This is a genomic window from Pseudomonas sp. RC10, assembly GCF_038397775.1.
Classification (GTDB): Bacteria; Pseudomonadota; Gammaproteobacteria; order Pseudomonadales; family Pseudomonadaceae; genus Aquipseudomonas; species Aquipseudomonas bambusae.
Genome location: NZ_CP151650.1, coordinates 3,502,803 through 3,519,392, shown reverse-complemented (window position 1 = coordinate 3,519,392; position 16,590 = coordinate 3,502,803). Strand labels below are relative to the sequence as shown.

Below are 16,590 nucleotides of genomic sequence, written 5' to 3'. Positions count from 1 at the left end.
CTTCTGAGTGTTTCCATTAGATGAATTTCGCCACCCCGCTAATCGATTGGTTATTAGAGAGTCTTGAGCTGGACGCCAGCATTTTCCACGTGGGCCGCTATTGCGGCGGCTGGCATGCCAGCACGCAGGGGCTGGCGCGATCGAGCTTTCATGTGTTGGTGCAGGGGCAATGCTGGCTGCACGTTGAGGGCCATGATCAGCCTCAGCACCTGGATACGGGGGATGCGGTGTTTCTGCTGCGGGATTTGCCGTATCGGCTGTCGAATGAGGCCGACGCTCAGGCCGCACAGGGTCAACCGCGCATGGAAATGCTCGCGCTGGACAGTGCCGCTGCCGATGGCGTAGGGCTGGTGTGCGGCTTCTTTCATTTTCATGCCGGTTTGTCATCGCTGATCGTGGAAGCGTTGCCCGATTTCATCATTCTGCGGGCGGGAGACCCGTCGTCCACGGCGGCGCGCAGTGTGTTCGAGTTGATTCTGCAGGAATGTCAGCGCGCGTCAGGCCCTTCATCGACGCTCCTGGAGCGGTTGAGCCATTTGCTGTTTTTGTACGTGCTGCGCCAACACGTCGGCGGCAATCCGGCGCTGGGCGGGCTGGTGGCCCTCGCCCGCCAGCCGCTGTTCGCCGCGCTGCTGCAACAGATGATCGAACGCCCCGAACATGCCTGGACGCTGGAGGCCATGGCCGCGTGCACCGGCTTGTCGCGTTCGGCCTTCTTCAAACGCTTCAACGAAATCGCCGGGCAATCGCCGGGCAACGTCCTGCTCGCCCTGCGCATGCGCCACGCCGCCCACTTGCTCAAAGCCAACCAGACCGTCGAACACGTCGCCAGCGCCGTGGGCTACCAATCGGTGTCCGCCTTCACCCGCGCGTTCACCAAGGCCGAGGGTGTGCAGCCGGGGGCGTATCGCAAGCAGCATGATCGGCGGTGATCTGGCTCAGCATTTGGCAGCGCCGCTGATTACCTGTAGGAGCGAATTTATTCGCGAGACGGGTGTACAGCCGACACTGATTCGCTGAATGTACCGGCCCCTTCGCGAATGAATTCGCTCCTACAGGGATTGCGTGCTGCTCGGCAGTGCGTCGTCCGGCGCGGGCTGAATCTGTAGGAGCGAATTCATTCTGGGCGGCAATACGGCGAAAGATGCATCAGGCGGTGGAGATGTGTTGGTTGTACCGGCCTCTCGCGAATGAATTCGCTCCTACAGGGATTGCGCGTTGCCATGCAGCATTACGGGATATGTGGCGTTTTTGAAGCGTGGGTACACCACCGCGCCTCACCCAAAAAACCGGTTCACCGGCCTTGGCAATCCCAGGTTCTCGCGCAATGTGGTGCCTTCATATTCCTTGCGAAATATCCCGCGTGCCTGCAACTCGGGAATGACCTTCGCGACGAAGTCATCCAGCCCGCCCGGCAGCCACGGGAACATGATGTTGAAGCCGTCGCTGCCGTGGGTTTCCAGCCAGGTCTGCATCTCATCGGCGATGGTCTGCTCGGTGCCGACGAAGGACAGCCCGGCATAACCGCCCAATCGCTGCGCCAGTTGCCGGACCGTGAGCTGTTCGCGATCGGCCAACGCCAGCACCCGCTCCTGCGTGCTGCGGCTGGCGTTGGTGGGCGGGATCGGGGGCAAAAAGCCGTCGAGGTCGAAACGGCTGGCGTCCACGCCGAGCGCCACTGACAGCGACGCAATCGCGCTCTGCTCGTGCACCAGACTGTCCAGGTGCGCCCGAATGCGTCGGGCCTCTTCCACCGTATCGCCGACCACGACAAACGCGCCCGGCAGGATTTTCAGGTGATCAGGATCACGCCCAATGCGCGCCATCCGGCCTTTCACGTCGGCGTAGAACTCGCGGCCTTCATCGAGCGTTCCCGGCGCCACAAAGATGACCTCGGCGGTTTCCGCCGCTAACTGGCGCCCCGGCTCCGAGGCCCCTGCCTGCACAATCACTGGCCAGCCTTGGGGTGGACGCGCAATGTGCAACGGGCCGCGCACCGACAGGTATTGACCTTTGTGATTGAGGGTGTGCAGTTTCTCCGGATCAAAGTACACGCCGCTGTCGGCATCACGGACAAACGCGTCGTCCGCCCAGCTGTCCCACAAGCCGGTCACCACGTCGTAAAACTCACGGGCACGGGCGTAGCGCTGGTCGTGGTCCAGGTGTTCTTCGAGGCCGAAGTTCAAGGCGGCGTCGGGGTTGGAGGTGGTGACAATGTTCCAGCCCGCCCGGCCGTTGCTCAGGTGATCAAGGGACGCGAAACGGCGGGCGATGTGAAAGGGTTCGTCAAAGGTCGTCGAGGCCGTGGCCACCAGGCCGATGTGTTCCGTGGCCTGACTCAGCGCCGACAACAGCGTGAACGGCTCGAACGACGTGGCGGTATGGCTGCGTTTCAACGCTTCGATAGGCATGTTGAGCATGGCCAGGTGATCGGCCATGAAGAAGGCATCGAAACGGGCTTTTTCCAGGGTCTGGATCAGGCGTTTCAGGTGCCCGAAATTGAAATTCGCATCACGCCAGGCATTGGGGTAACGCCATGCGCCGGTGTGAATGCTGACCGGGCGCATGAACGCGCCGAGTTTGAGTTGACGGGGTGTGGTCATGGAGGGTCCGACAGTCGATAAAACGCCAGCATCGAGTCTGGAGGGGTCTGCGGTCCAATAACCTGATGGACTGGCTTATGCGATTTGGTGCTGCTAGAGGGTTGGGGTCGTTCACGGTATCGCCGCGCGCTGCCGCACCTGTGGGAGCGAATTTATTCGCAAAACGGGGGGTACAGCCGGCACCTATTCGCTAGGATGTACCGGCCCCTTCGCGAATGAATTCGCTCCCACAGTAAAAACCGCGTCGGACTCAGCATTTGGCAACGCCGCCGAATCCCTGTAGGAGCGAATTTATTCGCGAGACGGGGGTACAGCCGGCACCTATTCACTGGATGTACCGGCCCCTTCGCGAATGAATTCGCTCCTACAGAAAAACCGCGTCGGACTCAGCATTTGGCAACGCCGCCGAATCCCTGTTGGAGCGAATTTATTCGCGAGACGGGGGTACAGCCGGCACCTATTCGCTAGGATGTACCGGCCCCTTCGCGAATGAATTCGCTCCCACAGTAAAAACCGCGTCGGACTTAGCATTTGGCAACGCCGCCGATTACCTGTGGGAGCGAATTTATTCGCGAAAAAAAGTGCAGGCGCCGCCCATGGCAGCGCTGTCTAATGGGGGTTAGCCCAACACAATCTCATCCTTCAATGCCCAGGCCTTTTCCAGCGGTGCGGGGTCGATCCAGCTGTCGAAGTCGAAGTCCTTGTCGATGAAACCTTCGGCCAGCAGGAAATCCTTCTGCCGACGCAAACCTTCGAGGTAGATTTCCGACAGTTTCGGTTCGAACGACAGGTGCAGCTCAGGGCCGAACGCGTAGCGCACGCTCTCGGCATCGGTCGCGGTTTCGGCGGCGATGGTGTCGACCACTTCCTGCGGATGGTCCTTGGCCCATTCGTAGGTCTTCAACAGCACGGCGAGGTAACGGGTGACGATCTCGGGCGAATCTTGCAGCGTCTGGCGATCCACGGTGATGGGTCGCGGCGAACCGGCGCTCAGCCGCAGCAACGGGTTTTCCTGTTCGTTGATGTTGAGGATCGGCCGCAGCCCCTGCGCCAGCGCACGAGCACTGCCCGCGCCCTTGATGAAGATCGCGTCCACGGTGCCGTTGAGCAACGCCAGTGTCGGAATCGCATGATGGTCTTCGCGGGTTTTCGAGCCTTCCTTGAGGTCCCACTCCGGTGTCGCGATGTCAACGATTTCCACGCTGTCCCGTGGCACGCCGCCCAGTTGCAAGGCGGTCAACAGCCCGCGCAGCCCCTCGGCCCGGCCCACGTCCACCAAGTCGCTGGCGGCCTTGCGCACCACGCCGAGTTTACGGCCACGCAGGTCGGCAACGGTCTTGATGTCGCTGTCGCCGCGTACGAACACCAACTGCTCCTCATCGACCCACGTGATGCCCACCACCACGGTGTCCTGTCCCTGCGCCTTGGCCCAGATCGGCGGCACGTTGCCGCCTTCACGGAAGCTGCCGGCCAGGCTGTGGCGGAAGTGCGATTCACGCACGGCGCGGTCCTGGGAGGCGCGAATCGAATCCAGGGTGATGCCCTGGCGGGCGAACTCGTTTTGCAGCCAGTGTTTGTGCTGAGCGATGCCAGACGTGGTGGGCACCGGGCAGCGGGTGTACCAGATCGTGGTCGGTGCCGTGATTTCGAGGGCTTGCGGTTCTTTTAGCAGTGCTTCGGACATGATCAGACTCCTGAATAGGTTCGCTTAACGCGGGACGCTTGACGTTGGATAAAGGCAATCCCGACAGGCAGTCAGGTGGTTGTTGAGGTGTTGCGATTCATGGCGTGATGTCGGCGGCCACTTGCACAGCCTTGATCCGCTGGGGCTTCTCCCGCACCAGACTCAGCTCGACCACGGTGTCGTGCAGCGCCAGTTTCGGCTTGGCCGGTTCGATGCGAATGCCGTCGTGCAACGGCACGGTGCACGCCAGCTTGACCTCACCGTCGATGCGCATCGCGCAGAGCTTGCACAGCCCACGACGGCACGACAGTGCATAACCAAAATTGGGTTCGAACACGCGCTGGACATACTGCAGCGCGGTACTGACCGACGCGCCTTCCCAGCGATCAATGCCCAACCCCAGACCGGCAGGTGGCGGCAGTTGAATGTCCAACTGGCGAAGCTCGCCGTCACGAAACAGCGTCAGGTGCATCAGCATGCAAGGCTCCCGATAACGAAAAGGTTCATGGCCGCGCTAAAAACGGAAAGGCCACGGGGGTGGTATCACGCACCAGTGCCTGACCGTCGTAACGGATGAGCGAGTGGCTCAGCGGCCCGGCGTAAGCGTCTTTGTGGTCGTGACGCTGGTGTGCGCCGATGGAATGGGTACGTCCGGCGGCACCGAGCAACGCGGCGTCCAGCACTGAAAACGCCGCCTGACATTCCAGCGCGTCGCTCCAGTCGCGGTTCCACATCAAATCCCGGGTGCGGCAGGCCAACTGCGGCAGGGCGTTGTCTTTCAGATCTGCCAACGTGGCCTGAGCCTTGGCAATCGACTCGGCCGTGCGCACCGGCCCGAGCGCCGTTTCGGCCAGTTGCGACAGTGGCTCCTTGAGTTCGAAGGGCACAACGCCGCTGTCCCGTTCGAACGGCGCGATCGTCGTCGCGTAGGCGCTGCCCAGGTTTTCGGCGTGGCGGTCACGGGCACGGCGATCCCGTGCATCACGGGCCGCCGCGACCCCGGCCACCCTGCCCTGCACCAACACTTGCGCACCCGCGTTGCCAGACAGGCGATTGGCGCCGTGCATCGCGCCAGTGGCCTCACCGCAGGCGAACAGCCCTGGGACGCCGGTGTTGGCGCCTTTGTCGACGCGCACGCCGCCGAGGGAAAAGTGCGCGGCGGGGGCGACTTCGATGGCGTAGCCCTGCTTGATGCGCTCCACCAACGGCGTCATGTCGAAGCCTTCCCACTGCCAATCGGCGCTGATGTTGCGGGAGTTCAACGGGAAGTTGTCGATGATGTCGTTGGGCAGGTGTTTCCATGACAAGTACACGCCACCGTTGGGACTGCCGCGCCCTTCGTAGACTTCCGTGGCGCAGGCGGCCGACACCATGTCGCGGGTCGCCAGCTCCATGCGGGCCGGGTCCCACCGGGCCATGAAGCGTTCGCCGAAACGGTTCATCAGCCACGCGTGGACGCCGCTTTGCGGGCCAAGAATCCATGGAAACTGCAAACCGCGCCAGATTGCCGGGGCGGCCAGGCAGCAGGGCAAGAACTGGGTCATTTCCATGTCGATCAGGGTCGCGCCCGCTTCCACCGCCATGCGCTGTCCTTCTCCGGACAGCTCTTCCGGTGCAGTGCGCAAGCTCCAGTTCGAGGTGGCGCCACCTGTGGCGATCACCGTGGCGTGGCCAAAAATACTGTCCACCGAGCCGGTGCGACGGTCCAGGCCCAGCACGCCGACCACCTCGCCCTGGCGTTGCAGCAATTGCGTCGATTGAAAGTCCTCGCGAAAACTCACCCCCGCCTGCACCGCAATCCGCGTCAACGCGCGCTGCATGTCCACGCCACTGATGTGAATGCCCCGCCCGCTGCTGTGACCGGGCGCACGCCGGTTGAGGGTGAATTTGATGCCCCAATCCACCAGCCGACCGACCTCTTCGCCCACGCCGGTGACCATACTTTCAACCAACTGCTGGTCGTTGAGCCAGGAGCCCGCCGTGATGGTGTCGTGCAGAAAGCGCTCTTCGGTGTCGCTGGCATCGGCGTCGAGGCCCAAGGCACGCAGGCTTTCCCCCGCAATGGACACGCCGCCGCCCGAGGTGATCGTCGCCCCGCTGCGACCGACCAGCCCCTTGTTGACCACCAGCACGGACGCCCCGGCCTGACGCGCATGAAACGCCGCGACCAGACCGGCTGCCCCACCGCCCAACACGATGACGTCCCAGACCGAGGGCGACTCAGACATGCAGCCAGTCCTCAACCGAAAAATCCTGTTCGATGAAGCCTTCGCGCAACAGGAAATGCTTGAACGACTGAATCGCTTCCACACCCGACGGGTCGAGGTGGGTGGTGAATTTAAGGTGCAGGTCCGGGCCGAAGGCCCCTTGAACCGCTTCCTCGGACACGCCGATTTCCTGGGCCACGAAGCGCTGGGTCAAATCGGGGTTCTGCGCCGCCCATTCGCCCGCACGCTGCACAGATTGCAATAACGCTTCAACCAGATCCGGCCGCTCTTGAGCGAGCGTGCCGTCCACCGTCAACAGCCGTGGCGTGCCGTTGTTGATGCGTATCGCCGCGTCGCGGTGGCTGCCGGTTTCACTGAGGATCACTGCGCCGAACTGATGGGCCACGCTCAGGCCTTCCGCGCCTTTGACGAAAAACGCGTCGATGGTGCCTTTGATCAGTTGCGTGAATTCCGCCGCGTACGGCAGACGGCGTTTCAGCTCGGGCGGATAGCCCACGGTGGCCTGGCCGAAGTGCGGGGTCTGCGTCACGACGTCGACAAAATGCACGTCCTTGCGCGCAATCCCGGCGACTTCAAGGGTCGAGAGCAAGCCCTTAAGCGCCGTGGCGCGCTGGAAGTCGATGATCCCCGGCGGCTGGCGTGGCAGGCCGAGGCGTTTGCCCGCCAGTTGCGAAGCGTCGGTGATGCCCGATGACGGCAGCGTGATGACCGCCTGAAATTCGTCGATCCAGGTGATGCCGACCAACCGGGTGTCTCGCCCACTGGCACGGGCGTGGATCGGGGGAATGTTGCCGCCCTGGCGGAAGGACCATGGCTGGGAGTGATCGAAATGGCTGGCGCGGACTTTTTCATCCGTCGAGCTTTGCAGCGACTGGATGCCCACCGAATGCTGCGCCAGCGCAGATTCCAGATAGCCCAGTTTCACGGCAAGGCCGAGGGGCGTCGGGGTGGGGCAACGGGTGTACCACAGGTTCAGATCGGTCATGAAATCGGCCATTAACGGAATGGGTTTGGGCATTCGCAGGCGTTGTTCGCAATCCAACGGCTGCAACGGGAAACTTCATCAATGGCGGACGTGGTCGCACGACATTTAATAGAAACAACGCGGTTGTCTATAGAGGCCTCGTGCGAGGTGCAGCGAGTGTAATCCAAACTAAATAACAGCAGATAGACCGTTACGTTCTGAGTTTATGACCGGGGATTGATTGACAGTCATTGACACACTCATCAGTCTGTCGAGCGTTTTAAGTTGCTCACGTTAGTTCAGTGTTGCCTGAGCAACAGCACTGTTGAATCAACAACAGTCAATAAACATCCACTTCATTATTATTGACCGGATCGATAACGCCGATGTCTGCCCTTTCGTTGTGGTTGAATAACTTCACGCCTTTGCGCACGGCGCATACACGGGTTTATCTGTCGGGCCAGTCTGTCTCAATGATCGGCATCTGGCTGCAACAGACGGCGATGGCGCTGTTGGTCTATCAGTTGTCCGGCGGGCAGGCGTTTGCCCTTGGCGTCAGCGCATTGTGTTCAAGCGTGCCGATTCTGGCGTTCAGCCTGTTCACCGGCGGCCTCGCCGACCGCTACGACCGGCGCAAACTGCTCATCGGTTGCCATCTGCTGGAGATCGCGCTGACGTTCGCCATCGCCGCGATGATTCAGGCCGAGCACGTGCAATTGGCGCATATCTATGTGTTCGCCTTTCTCATGGGCTGTGTGAACTCCGTGTATTTCCCGACCCAGCAGGCGTTTCTGTTTGACCTGGCCGGGATGGACAACATCCGCAAGCTGATCAGCATCAACTCGATGATCCTCAACGTGTGCCGGACGGTGGGGCCCACGCTGGCGGGGTATCTGGTGGCGCAGGTGGGGATGTCGGCAGCGTTCTGGGCCAACGGTTTGTCGTACTGGGTGGTGATTTTCTCACTGATCTCGTTGCGCGGCGTGAATCAGGAGCGGCGTCAGGGGCAGACGGCCGCTTCGCTGATCGAGGCACTGGCGCACATCCGCGACACCCTGACCCTGCGCAACCTTTACATCTGCTGCGCGACGCTGACGATGTTCGGCTTGGGCACCCTGGCCCTGTTGCCCGCCGTGGCCCACGGCGATCCCCGGCGCACGGGCCTGTTGCTGGCAGCGGCGGCGTCCGGGTCGCTGGTGTATGCGTTCTTTCTGTCGCCGGTCATCAGCCATATCAAACGCATGGGGCTGACGTTGTCGCTCACGCTGGTGTGGATGGGCGGCTGGCTGATCGTGAGCGCACTGAGTCAATGGCTGGCGCTGCAGTTGATCGCGTTGTTCATGTTCGGGCTGGCAACGTCACAGGCCATGGTGACCTGCACCAGCATGGTCCAGATCCTCTCCCCTGCGGCCATGCGCGGACGTCTGATGGGGTTGTTCAGCATCATCGGCTTCGGCCTGCAGCCCGTAGCGACGCTGATTGGCGGGTTTCTCGCGGATCGATGGGGCGTGACCACCACCATCGCCGTCTGGGGGCTGGTGGCCGTGACGCTGGCGGGTGGGTTGTTGGTGCAGAGGCCGTGGCGTGGGTGGGATTTGACCGCGCAATCGTAGGGTCATCCGCCGACCCTGTGGGAGCTGCCGGAGATTACGACGGCCGCGAAAGCGGTGGATCAGTGAGAGATGAATCATCTGACACGACGCCTTCGCTGCCGTCGTAACCTCCGGCGTCTCCTACAAGGTTTTGCGGCGAGGCAAACTTCAGTGGTGTTTCTGAAATTGATCGTTCCTGTGCTCCGCATAGGCTGACCGGTCGAGTCCGGCTGGAATGAAGAGCGGGAGATCGTCAAAGGCTGTGTCTAGCCTGGGAGCTGCGGCATCCGCTGACCCTGTGGGAGCAGCCGGAGGTTACGACGGCCGCGAAAGCGGTGGATCAGTGAGAGATGAATCCTCTGACACTCCGCCTTCGCTGTCGTCGTAACCTCCGGCGTCTCCCACAAGGTTTTGCGGCGAGGCAATCTTCAGTGGTGTTTCTGAAATTGATCGTTCCTGTGCTCCGCATAGGCTGACCGGTGGAGTCCGGCTGGAATGAAGAGCGGGATATCGTCAAAGGCTGTGTCTAGCCTGTGAGCTGCGGCATCCGCCGACCCTGTGGGAGCAGCCGGAGGTTACGACGGCCGCGAAAGCGGTGGATCAGTGAGAGATGAATCATCTGACACTCCGCCTTCGCTGCCGCCGTAACCTCCGGCGTCTCCCACAAGGTTTGCGGCGAGGCCTGACGTTTGATCAAACCCTCGACTTACGCCCCGCAAACGGGTGGCTCGGGTCGTTGTAGCCCGGTGTCGAGGAATGGCCGGTGATGACCAGGTCGTCGATGAAGGCTTCGTCTTCTGCCGTGAACGCGTAGTTCAGCGCGGGCACGTAGTCGTTCCATTGCTCTTCAGTACGCGGACCCGCGATGGCGGACGTGATGAGCCGGTTGTTCAGCACCCATGCCAACGCGAACTGGCCCGGTGTGATGCCCCGCGACTGCGCGTGGTCCTTGACCCGTTGCGCCAGGTTCAGCGACTCCGGCCGCCATTCGGTCTGTTGCAGGCGCTTGTCGTTGCGACCGGCGCGAGTGCCTTCGGACGGCGGCTGCGTCGGGTCGTACTTCGCGGTCAGTACACCACGGGCCAGCGGGCTGTAGGACACCACGCCAATCCCGTAATACTCGGCCGCAGGCAAATGCTCGTTTTCAATCTGACGGTTGGCCAGGTTGTACAACGGCTGGCTTGCCGCCGGACGCTCAACCCCCAGCACATCCGCCGCACGGCTGAACTCGGCGAGTTTCCAGCCCCGGTGGTTGGACAGCCCGTAAGACCGAATCTTGCCCGCACGAATCAGGTCGGACAGCGCGCGAACGGTCTCTTCCACCGGCGTCGTGTGGTCTTCGCGGTGCAGGTAGAACAGGTCGATGTAATCGGTGTTCAGGCGTTTGAGGCTGGCGTCCACCGACTGAATGACGTTGTGGCGGGACGCGCCACGATCGTTCGGCCCAATAGCGCCGGGGTTCGGGTTGACGAACTTGGTCGACAGCACCCACTGCGAGCGACGGTCGGCGATCAGGCGCCCGACCACTTCCTCGGATGCACCGCCGTTGTAGCCATTGGCCGTGTCGATGAAGTTGATGCCCTGCTCATAGGCCTTGTCGACGATCCGCTTGGCCACGCTGTCGTCGGTCTGGCCGCCGAACATCATGGTGCCCAGGGTGATAGGCGACACCTTGATGCCGTTGCGACCCAGATTGCGGTATTCGATAGCGCTCATGTTTTCTCCCTCAATGGTCTTTCATCGTGTGTGTAGCAAATGTGTGGAAACGTCGTCGCTAGACCGCGAAGCGCGACAGCAGCATGGCCACCGGCAGTTCCTGCCAGGCCGAATCCGCATAGGGCACCGACTCATCGTCCGCCAGCGCGTAACGCGGCACGGGAACGGAGCCAATGAGCTTGCGGGTGTAATCGTGGCGGGCATTTTTCCAGATGCCGTCGTGGGCGCCCTCTTCGACGATCTTGCCGTCGTGCATCACCAGCACCCGGTCGGCCATGTACTTGACCACCGACAGATCATGGGAAATGAACAGGTAGGAAAGCCCGAATTCCTGCTTCAGGTCCGCCAGCAGGTTGAGGATCTGCGCCCGCACCGAGACGTCCAGCGACGACACCGCTTCGTCGAGGATCACCAGCGACGGCCGTAGGATCAGGGCCCGCGCCACGCCGATGCGCTGGCGCTGGCCGCCGGAAAATTCATGGGGGTATTTCCACACCGCCGATTGCGGCAGGCCGACACGGTGGATGATCTCGAAGATCTGCTGGCTGCGACTTTGCGCGCTCTTCACCCCGTGGTTTTTCAGCACGCCGTCGAGGATGCGGTAGACGCTGTGCTTGGGGTTCAGCGAGCCATAGGGGTCCTGAAACACCATTTGCACGAACGGGCGATGGCCACGCAGCTGTTTTTCGTCAAAACCGGCGATATCGGTCCCGTTCAGCAGGATCTCCCCCGAACGGGCCTTGATCAGCCCGAGAATCGTCTTGCTCAGCGTAGACTTCCCACAGCCGGATTCCCCCACCAGCCCTAAGGTTTCGCCGGGCCGGATCTGGAAGCTCACGTCGTCCACCGCCGTGACCGTGCCCTGACGGGTCTTGTACTCGGTGCGCAAATGGCGAACGTCAAGGATCGGTTGTTCCAGGGCGCCCGTGCTGGCATCCCGCGCCGTGAAATAACGGGAATGGCTGTGCAGGTCGAACTCGATGACCCCGCTGTTGTGCTTGCGCACGTTGATTTCCGGCAACGACGCGGTGGCGTAATGGGCATCCGTGTCCAGCCGCAACGAGGCGCCCAGCAGCCCTTTCGTGTAGGCGTGTTGCGGCGCGGTGAAGATGGCCTCGGTGGTCCCGGACTCGACGATCAGCCCGTCGTACATCACCGCCACACGATCCGCCCACTGCCCGACCACGCCCAGATCGTGGGTGATCAGCAGCAGGCCCATGGCGTATTCCTCGCTCAACTCCTTGAGCAGTTGCAGGATGTGCGCCTGCACCGTGACGTCCAGCGCGGTGGTGGGCTCGTCCGCAATCAACAAACGCGGGTTGCAGGCCACGGCAATGGCGATCATCACCCGCTGCCGCTGACCGCCGGAGAGGTTGTGCGGGAAATCGTCGAGCCGCGCTTCGGCGTTGGGGATGCGCACTTTTTTCAGCAGCTTCAGGGCTTCGTCGCGGGCGTCCTTGCGCGACAGGCCACGATGGCGCCGCAGCACCTCGCCGATCTGCTCGCCGATGCTCAGCACCGGGTTCAGCGAGGTCATGGGGTCCTGAAACACCATGGAAATGTCGTTGCCCCGCAGGCTGCGCATCACCGGGTCGCTGACGGTGGACAGGTTCTGGCCGTCGAAATCGACGTTGCCGGTGATCCCGGCACGCCCGCCCAGCAGGCGCATGATCGCCATGGCCGTGGTGGACTTGCCGCACCCGGATTCGCCCACCAGCGCCAGGGTTTCGCCCCGCGCCACGGTGAAGCTCACGCCCTTGACCGCCTGGTACTCGCCGTAATTGACCTGCAGATCGCTCACGCTGAGCAACGGCTGACCCGTGTCGTCGATATTGGCTACAGCGTTCATGCCGTTCTCCCACGCAGTCTTGGATTCAATGCGCTGATCAGGGCGTCACCCACCAGATTCAGGCTAAACACGGTGACCACCAGCACGGCGCCGGGGATCGCGGTCAGGTAAAGCGCGCTGCGCAGCATGTCGCGGCCACTGCCGATCATGCTGCCCCAGCTGATGAGGTTGGGGTCACCGACACCGAGGAACGACAGCGACGACTCAGTGAGAATCGCCGACGCCACAATCACCGACGCGGTGATGATGATCGGCGGCAAAGCATTGGGCAGGACTTCACGAAAGATGATCCACCGGGTGCTGTAGCCCACGGTCCGTGCCGCCAGCACGAAATCGGCGTTGAGCAATGCGCGAAATTCCGCACGCACCAGTCGGGCGACGGTGTCCCAGGACGTCAGACCAATCACCACGGCGATCACGCCCACCGTGGATTGGGTGATCGAGACCACCACCACAACCAGCAGGAACGACGGCGTGGTCTGGAACAGCTCGATCAGCCAGGTCAGGGCCCGGTCAATACGCCCGCCGAAATACCCGGCCAGTGCGCCGATCAGGGTGCCGATCACCACGCTGACCAGCGCCGCCGTGATGCCGACCAACAGTGAGACCCGTGCCCCGTGGGCGAGGCCAGCGGCGATGTCGCGCCCGAGGGCATCGGTGCCCAGTGGGTATGCCCAGTCCTCGCCAGGCGCCAACAGCGGTTGACCCGCCATGTCCAGCGGGTCGCCGGGGTACAGGTGCCCCGCCGCCAACGCCACGAGCACGATCAGCAGCAACACGCCGATGCCGACGACGGCGCCCGGTGAGCGCAATAAGGCACGCAGCACGGGCCAGCGGTCGTGGGCGTGAAACTCAGAGGAAGGGTCGTCCGGCTGATCCGTCAGGGTTTTTCCGGTGGCGGCGAAACGCCCGAGCAGCGAACTGCCCAGTTGCTGCCGCCAGGAACTGTCCGGCAGGTTGACCGGCGCGGGCCGTGGACGGCTGATGGGTGCAGAGGTTTCCAGGGTCATGCTCAACGCCCCCCTTTTCGTGGAGATATCCGGGGATCGAGCCGTTTGTGCAGCAGGTCCACCAGCAGGTTGGCGACGATGACGATGAACGACGACAGCAGCAGAATGCCGAGCAACACCTTGTATTCACGGGCCTGCACCGCTTCGAGGGTCAGGCGCCCGATGCCCGGCCAGCCGAACACGGTTTCCGCCACGGCGGCGCCGCCGAGCAAGCCGCCCAAGTGCGTCCCGGCCACGGTGGTCAAGGGCAGCAAGGCGTTGCGCAGCACGTGGCGCCAAGTGATGTGCCACGCCGTCAGCCCCTTGGCGTGGGCGGTGCGCACGTAATCGTGGGTCAGGACTTCCAGCACCGAGGCGCGGGTCAGCCGGGCATAAATCGCGATGAAGAAGCTGGACAGCGTCAGTGCGGGCAGGATCGCGTACTGCAACTTATCGACGAATTTATCGATGCCGGTCAGCCCGGCACCAATGGTCCCGTCGCCGCCACTGGGCAGCCATTCCAGCTTGACCGCGAACAGCACGATGGCCATCAAGCCGATCCAGAAACCCGGCGTCGAATACAGCACGAACGCCAGCGACGACAGCACGCGGTCCGGCCATTTGCCCTGCCACAGCGCCATGATCACCCCGAGGATGACGCCGACCACCAACGAAATCGCCAGCGCCAGCCCCATGAGCAACAAGGTGTTGGGCAGGCGTTGGCTGATCACGTCCAGCACCGGAATGCCGTACCGGGGCGAGTCGCCGAGGCTGAGGTGGGCCAGTTGATTCACATAGTCGCCGAATTGCGCCAGCGAAGATTTGTCGAGGCCGTATTGCTGACGCAGCAAGGCGCTGGTTTCCGCGGTCGCGGAGCCTGCTTCGGCGGTCAACGCATCGACAGCGTCCCCCGGCACCATCTGCAACAGAATAAAGTTGAGGACGATCACACCAAGGGCGGTCGGCACGGCACGAAACAGTGAACTGCGAAAGCCTGAATGCAGCCGCTGAGTTAAACGCTGGTAGAAAGTTCGGACCGACATCGAGTTCTCTATAAACAATCGAATTGAGCGAGGACTGTTTCAACGGCGAACACTAATACAGTAATTTTTCGGCGCGAACACCGCATAAAAAGTTCTAAACTTATAAAGCCACGCGGCATGAAGTCTGAATTTAAAGTTATAAGACCGGCACTTGTGTCCGCTGGAATAAGTCCGTTAGTCTCGCGGTTCGATTCTGATGCCCAACAGAACATCGCCTCCCTTACTTCTTAATAAGATCGCCGCGCAGGCCAGACCATGAGTGCGCGCGTCTCTCTCGTCCGCGTCATTGAAGGTGCAGCATGTCGTTGAGCAGAAGAACGTTCATCAAACATTCCACGATTCTGGCGGCCGCTGCCGGGCTGTCCAGTCACGCCTCGGGGCTGTTCGCCGCCACGGACGGCACGCAAACGCTGGTCGTCTCGCAGTTCCCCGAGCCTACGGTCCTGACCAACGCGCTGACCACCGACGGCACCATTTATACGGTGACCAGCAAGCTGTTCGATGGCCTGCTGTCCTACGACAACCAACGCCAACCGGTCCCACGGCTGGCCACCGACTGGCACGTCAGCGCCGACGGGCTGGTGTACACCTTCAACCTGCGGGCCGGGGTCACCTGGCATGACGGCCAGCCGTTCAGCGCCGACGACGTGGCGTTTTCCCTGCAGAACATCTGGCGCAAATTCAATTCTCGCGGTATCACCACCTTCGCGCCGGTGAGCAAGGTCGAAACGCCGACGCCGTTGCAAGTGGTGATCACCCTCTCCACCCCCACGCCGTATCTGCTCAGCGCGCTGTCATCCACCGATGCGCAGGTGTTGCCCAAGCACCTGTACGACGCTGGCAACCCGCTGACCAACCCGTACAACATCAAGCCCATCGGCACCGGCCCGTTCAAGTTCGAGCGCTGGGACCGTGGTGTATCGATCAATCTGGTGAAGAACGAGCAGTATTGGGACACCGGCAAGCCGCACCTGGACAGCCTGATTTTCCGCATCATTCCCGACCTCACCGCCGCCTCCGCCGCGCTGGAAACCCAGGCCGTTCAGTTGGCGTCGGTGGCCCTGAGCAACGTCAAGCGCCTGCGCAACGTGCCGCAGTTGCAAGTCAGCGAGATCAGCGCGCCGTATTCGCCGGGGCTGGTGGGTTTCGAGTTCAACCTGGAAAAGCCGGTGTTTCAGGACGTGCGCGTGCGTCAAGCCTTTGCCCATGCGGTGGACCGGGATTTCGTCGTCAAGAACATCTACTTCGGTTTTGCCAAGTCGGCGTACAGCGCGATTCCGTCGAGCATGAGCGATTTCTACGACGACACCGTGCCGCGTTACCCCTTCGATCTGGCCAAGGCCGAAGCCCTGCTGGAAGAGGCCGGGTTGAAGAAAGGCGCCGACGGCGTGCGGCTGACCGTCTACAACGACCCCAACCCGGCCAATGAAACCCTGCAGATCGCCCATTACCTGCGCAGTAACCTGGCGAAGATCGGCGTCAAGCTGGTGATCCGCTCCCAGGACTTCCCCGAATACGTGAACCGCGTGTACACCCGCCGCGACTTCGACACCACGCTGGTCAGCGCCACCGCCGGTCCCGATCCGGTAATGGGCACCCAGCGCTTTTATCAGTCGTCGAACTTCAAGCCCGGCATCGCCTTCTCCAATGGCGCGCGTTACGCCAATACCCGTGTCGATGAACTGCTTGCACAGGGCCAGGGCGAGGTCGATCCCGTTAAGCGCAAGGCCCTTTACGCCGAATTTCAGCAGATCGTGCTCACGGATTTGCCGAAAATTCCGCTGGTGTCGCCGACGGTGGTGGTGGTCACCCAGAAACAGCTCAAGGATTTCTTCAACTCTTCGGAAGCGCTGTACGGCAATTTCGCCGACGCCCGTTATCAGGCGTGATGCCGTCGCCAGATTCACCGACGCCCTTCAGGA

12 protein-coding genes are annotated in these 16,590 nt (G+C 62.1%); 3 read left to right on the top strand and 9 right to left on the bottom strand.

The window, feature by feature from the left end; translation table 11 throughout:
- The first annotated feature begins 20 nt into the window (after positions 1-20).
- Entirely contained in the window at positions 21-932 is a 912-nt protein-coding gene (locus tag AAEO81_RS16210; protein WP_341957777.1) for an AraC family transcriptional regulator, read from the top strand.
- 345 nt (positions 933-1,277) lie between these two features.
- Here the strand turns inward: AAEO81_RS16210 and AAEO81_RS16205 are convergent, their stop codons facing one another.
- The 5 genes from AAEO81_RS16205 to AAEO81_RS16185 all read right to left on the bottom strand — a co-directional run bounded on the left by AAEO81_RS16205 (position 1,278) and on the right by AAEO81_RS16185 (position 7,500).
- Positions 1,278-2,603 carry an LLM class flavin-dependent oxidoreductase gene (locus AAEO81_RS16205; RefSeq protein ID WP_341957775.1) on the bottom strand — a complete coding sequence of 442 codons (1,326 nt, stop codon included), beginning with the start codon at positions 2,601-2,603 and terminating at the stop codon, positions 1,278-1,280.
- 619 nt (positions 2,604-3,222) lie between these two features.
- Entirely contained in the window at positions 3,223-4,287 is a 1,065-nt protein-coding gene (locus AAEO81_RS16200; protein ID WP_341957773.1) for an ABC transporter substrate-binding protein, read from the bottom strand.
- 97 nt (positions 4,288-4,384) lie between these two features.
- The gene (locus tag AAEO81_RS16195) at positions 4,385-4,765 is read right to left on the bottom strand and encodes a 2Fe-2S iron-sulfur cluster-binding protein (protein ID WP_341957771.1); all 381 of its coding nucleotides are present in this window, start codon (positions 4,763-4,765) and stop codon (positions 4,385-4,387) included.
- Positions 4,766-4,790: 25 nt separating this feature from the next.
- On the bottom strand, positions 4,791-6,515 hold the full coding sequence (locus tag AAEO81_RS16190; protein ID WP_341957769.1) for an FAD-dependent oxidoreductase: 1,725 nt from the start codon (positions 6,513-6,515) through the stop codon (positions 4,791-4,793).
- Positions 6,508-7,500 (bottom strand): ABC transporter substrate-binding protein, encoded by a 993-nt coding sequence (locus AAEO81_RS16185; RefSeq protein WP_341957767.1) that lies wholly within the window; start codon positions 7,498-7,500, stop codon positions 6,508-6,510. Before AAEO81_RS16185 ends, AAEO81_RS16190 begins: the two co-directional genes overlap by 8 nt.
- Positions 7,501-7,865: 365 nt before the next feature.
- Here AAEO81_RS16185 and AAEO81_RS16180 point away from each other — a divergent pair, with 365 nt between their 5' ends.
- On the top strand, positions 7,866-9,092 hold the full coding sequence (locus AAEO81_RS16180) for an MFS transporter (RefSeq protein WP_341957765.1): 1,227 nt from the start codon (positions 7,866-7,868) through the stop codon (positions 9,090-9,092).
- Positions 9,093-9,764: 672 nt separating this feature from the next.
- Here AAEO81_RS16180 and AAEO81_RS16175 read toward each other — a convergent pair.
- The 4 genes from AAEO81_RS16175 to AAEO81_RS16160 are packed head-to-tail and all read right to left on the bottom strand — an operon-like array spanning position 9,765 to position 14,668.
- Complete coding sequence (locus tag AAEO81_RS16175) at positions 9,765-10,787, bottom strand: aldo/keto reductase (RefSeq protein ID WP_341957763.1); 1,023 nt, start codon at positions 10,785-10,787, stop codon at positions 9,765-9,767.
- A gap of 58 nt (positions 10,788-10,845) precedes the next feature.
- On the bottom strand, positions 10,846-12,636 hold the full coding sequence (locus tag AAEO81_RS16170; RefSeq protein ID WP_341957761.1) for an ABC transporter ATP-binding protein: 1,791 nt from the start codon (positions 12,634-12,636) through the stop codon (positions 10,846-10,848).
- The gene (locus AAEO81_RS16165; protein WP_341957759.1) at positions 12,633-13,646 is read right to left on the bottom strand and encodes an ABC transporter permease; all 1,014 of its coding nucleotides are present in this window, start codon (positions 13,644-13,646) and stop codon (positions 12,633-12,635) included. The genes AAEO81_RS16170 and AAEO81_RS16165 overlap by 4 nt, the downstream gene beginning before the upstream one ends.
- Positions 13,647-13,648: 2 nt before the next feature.
- On the bottom strand, positions 13,649-14,668 hold the full coding sequence (locus tag AAEO81_RS16160) for an ABC transporter permease (RefSeq protein WP_341957757.1): 1,020 nt from the start codon (positions 14,666-14,668) through the stop codon (positions 13,649-13,651).
- Between the two features lie 299 nt (positions 14,669-14,967).
- Here AAEO81_RS16160 and AAEO81_RS16155 point away from each other — a divergent pair, with 299 nt between their 5' ends.
- Positions 14,968-16,557 carry an ABC transporter substrate-binding protein gene (locus tag AAEO81_RS16155; protein ID WP_341957756.1) on the top strand — a complete coding sequence of 530 codons (1,590 nt, stop codon included), beginning with the start codon at positions 14,968-14,970 and terminating at the stop codon, positions 16,555-16,557.
- The last annotated feature ends 33 nt before the right edge of the window (positions 16,558-16,590 follow it).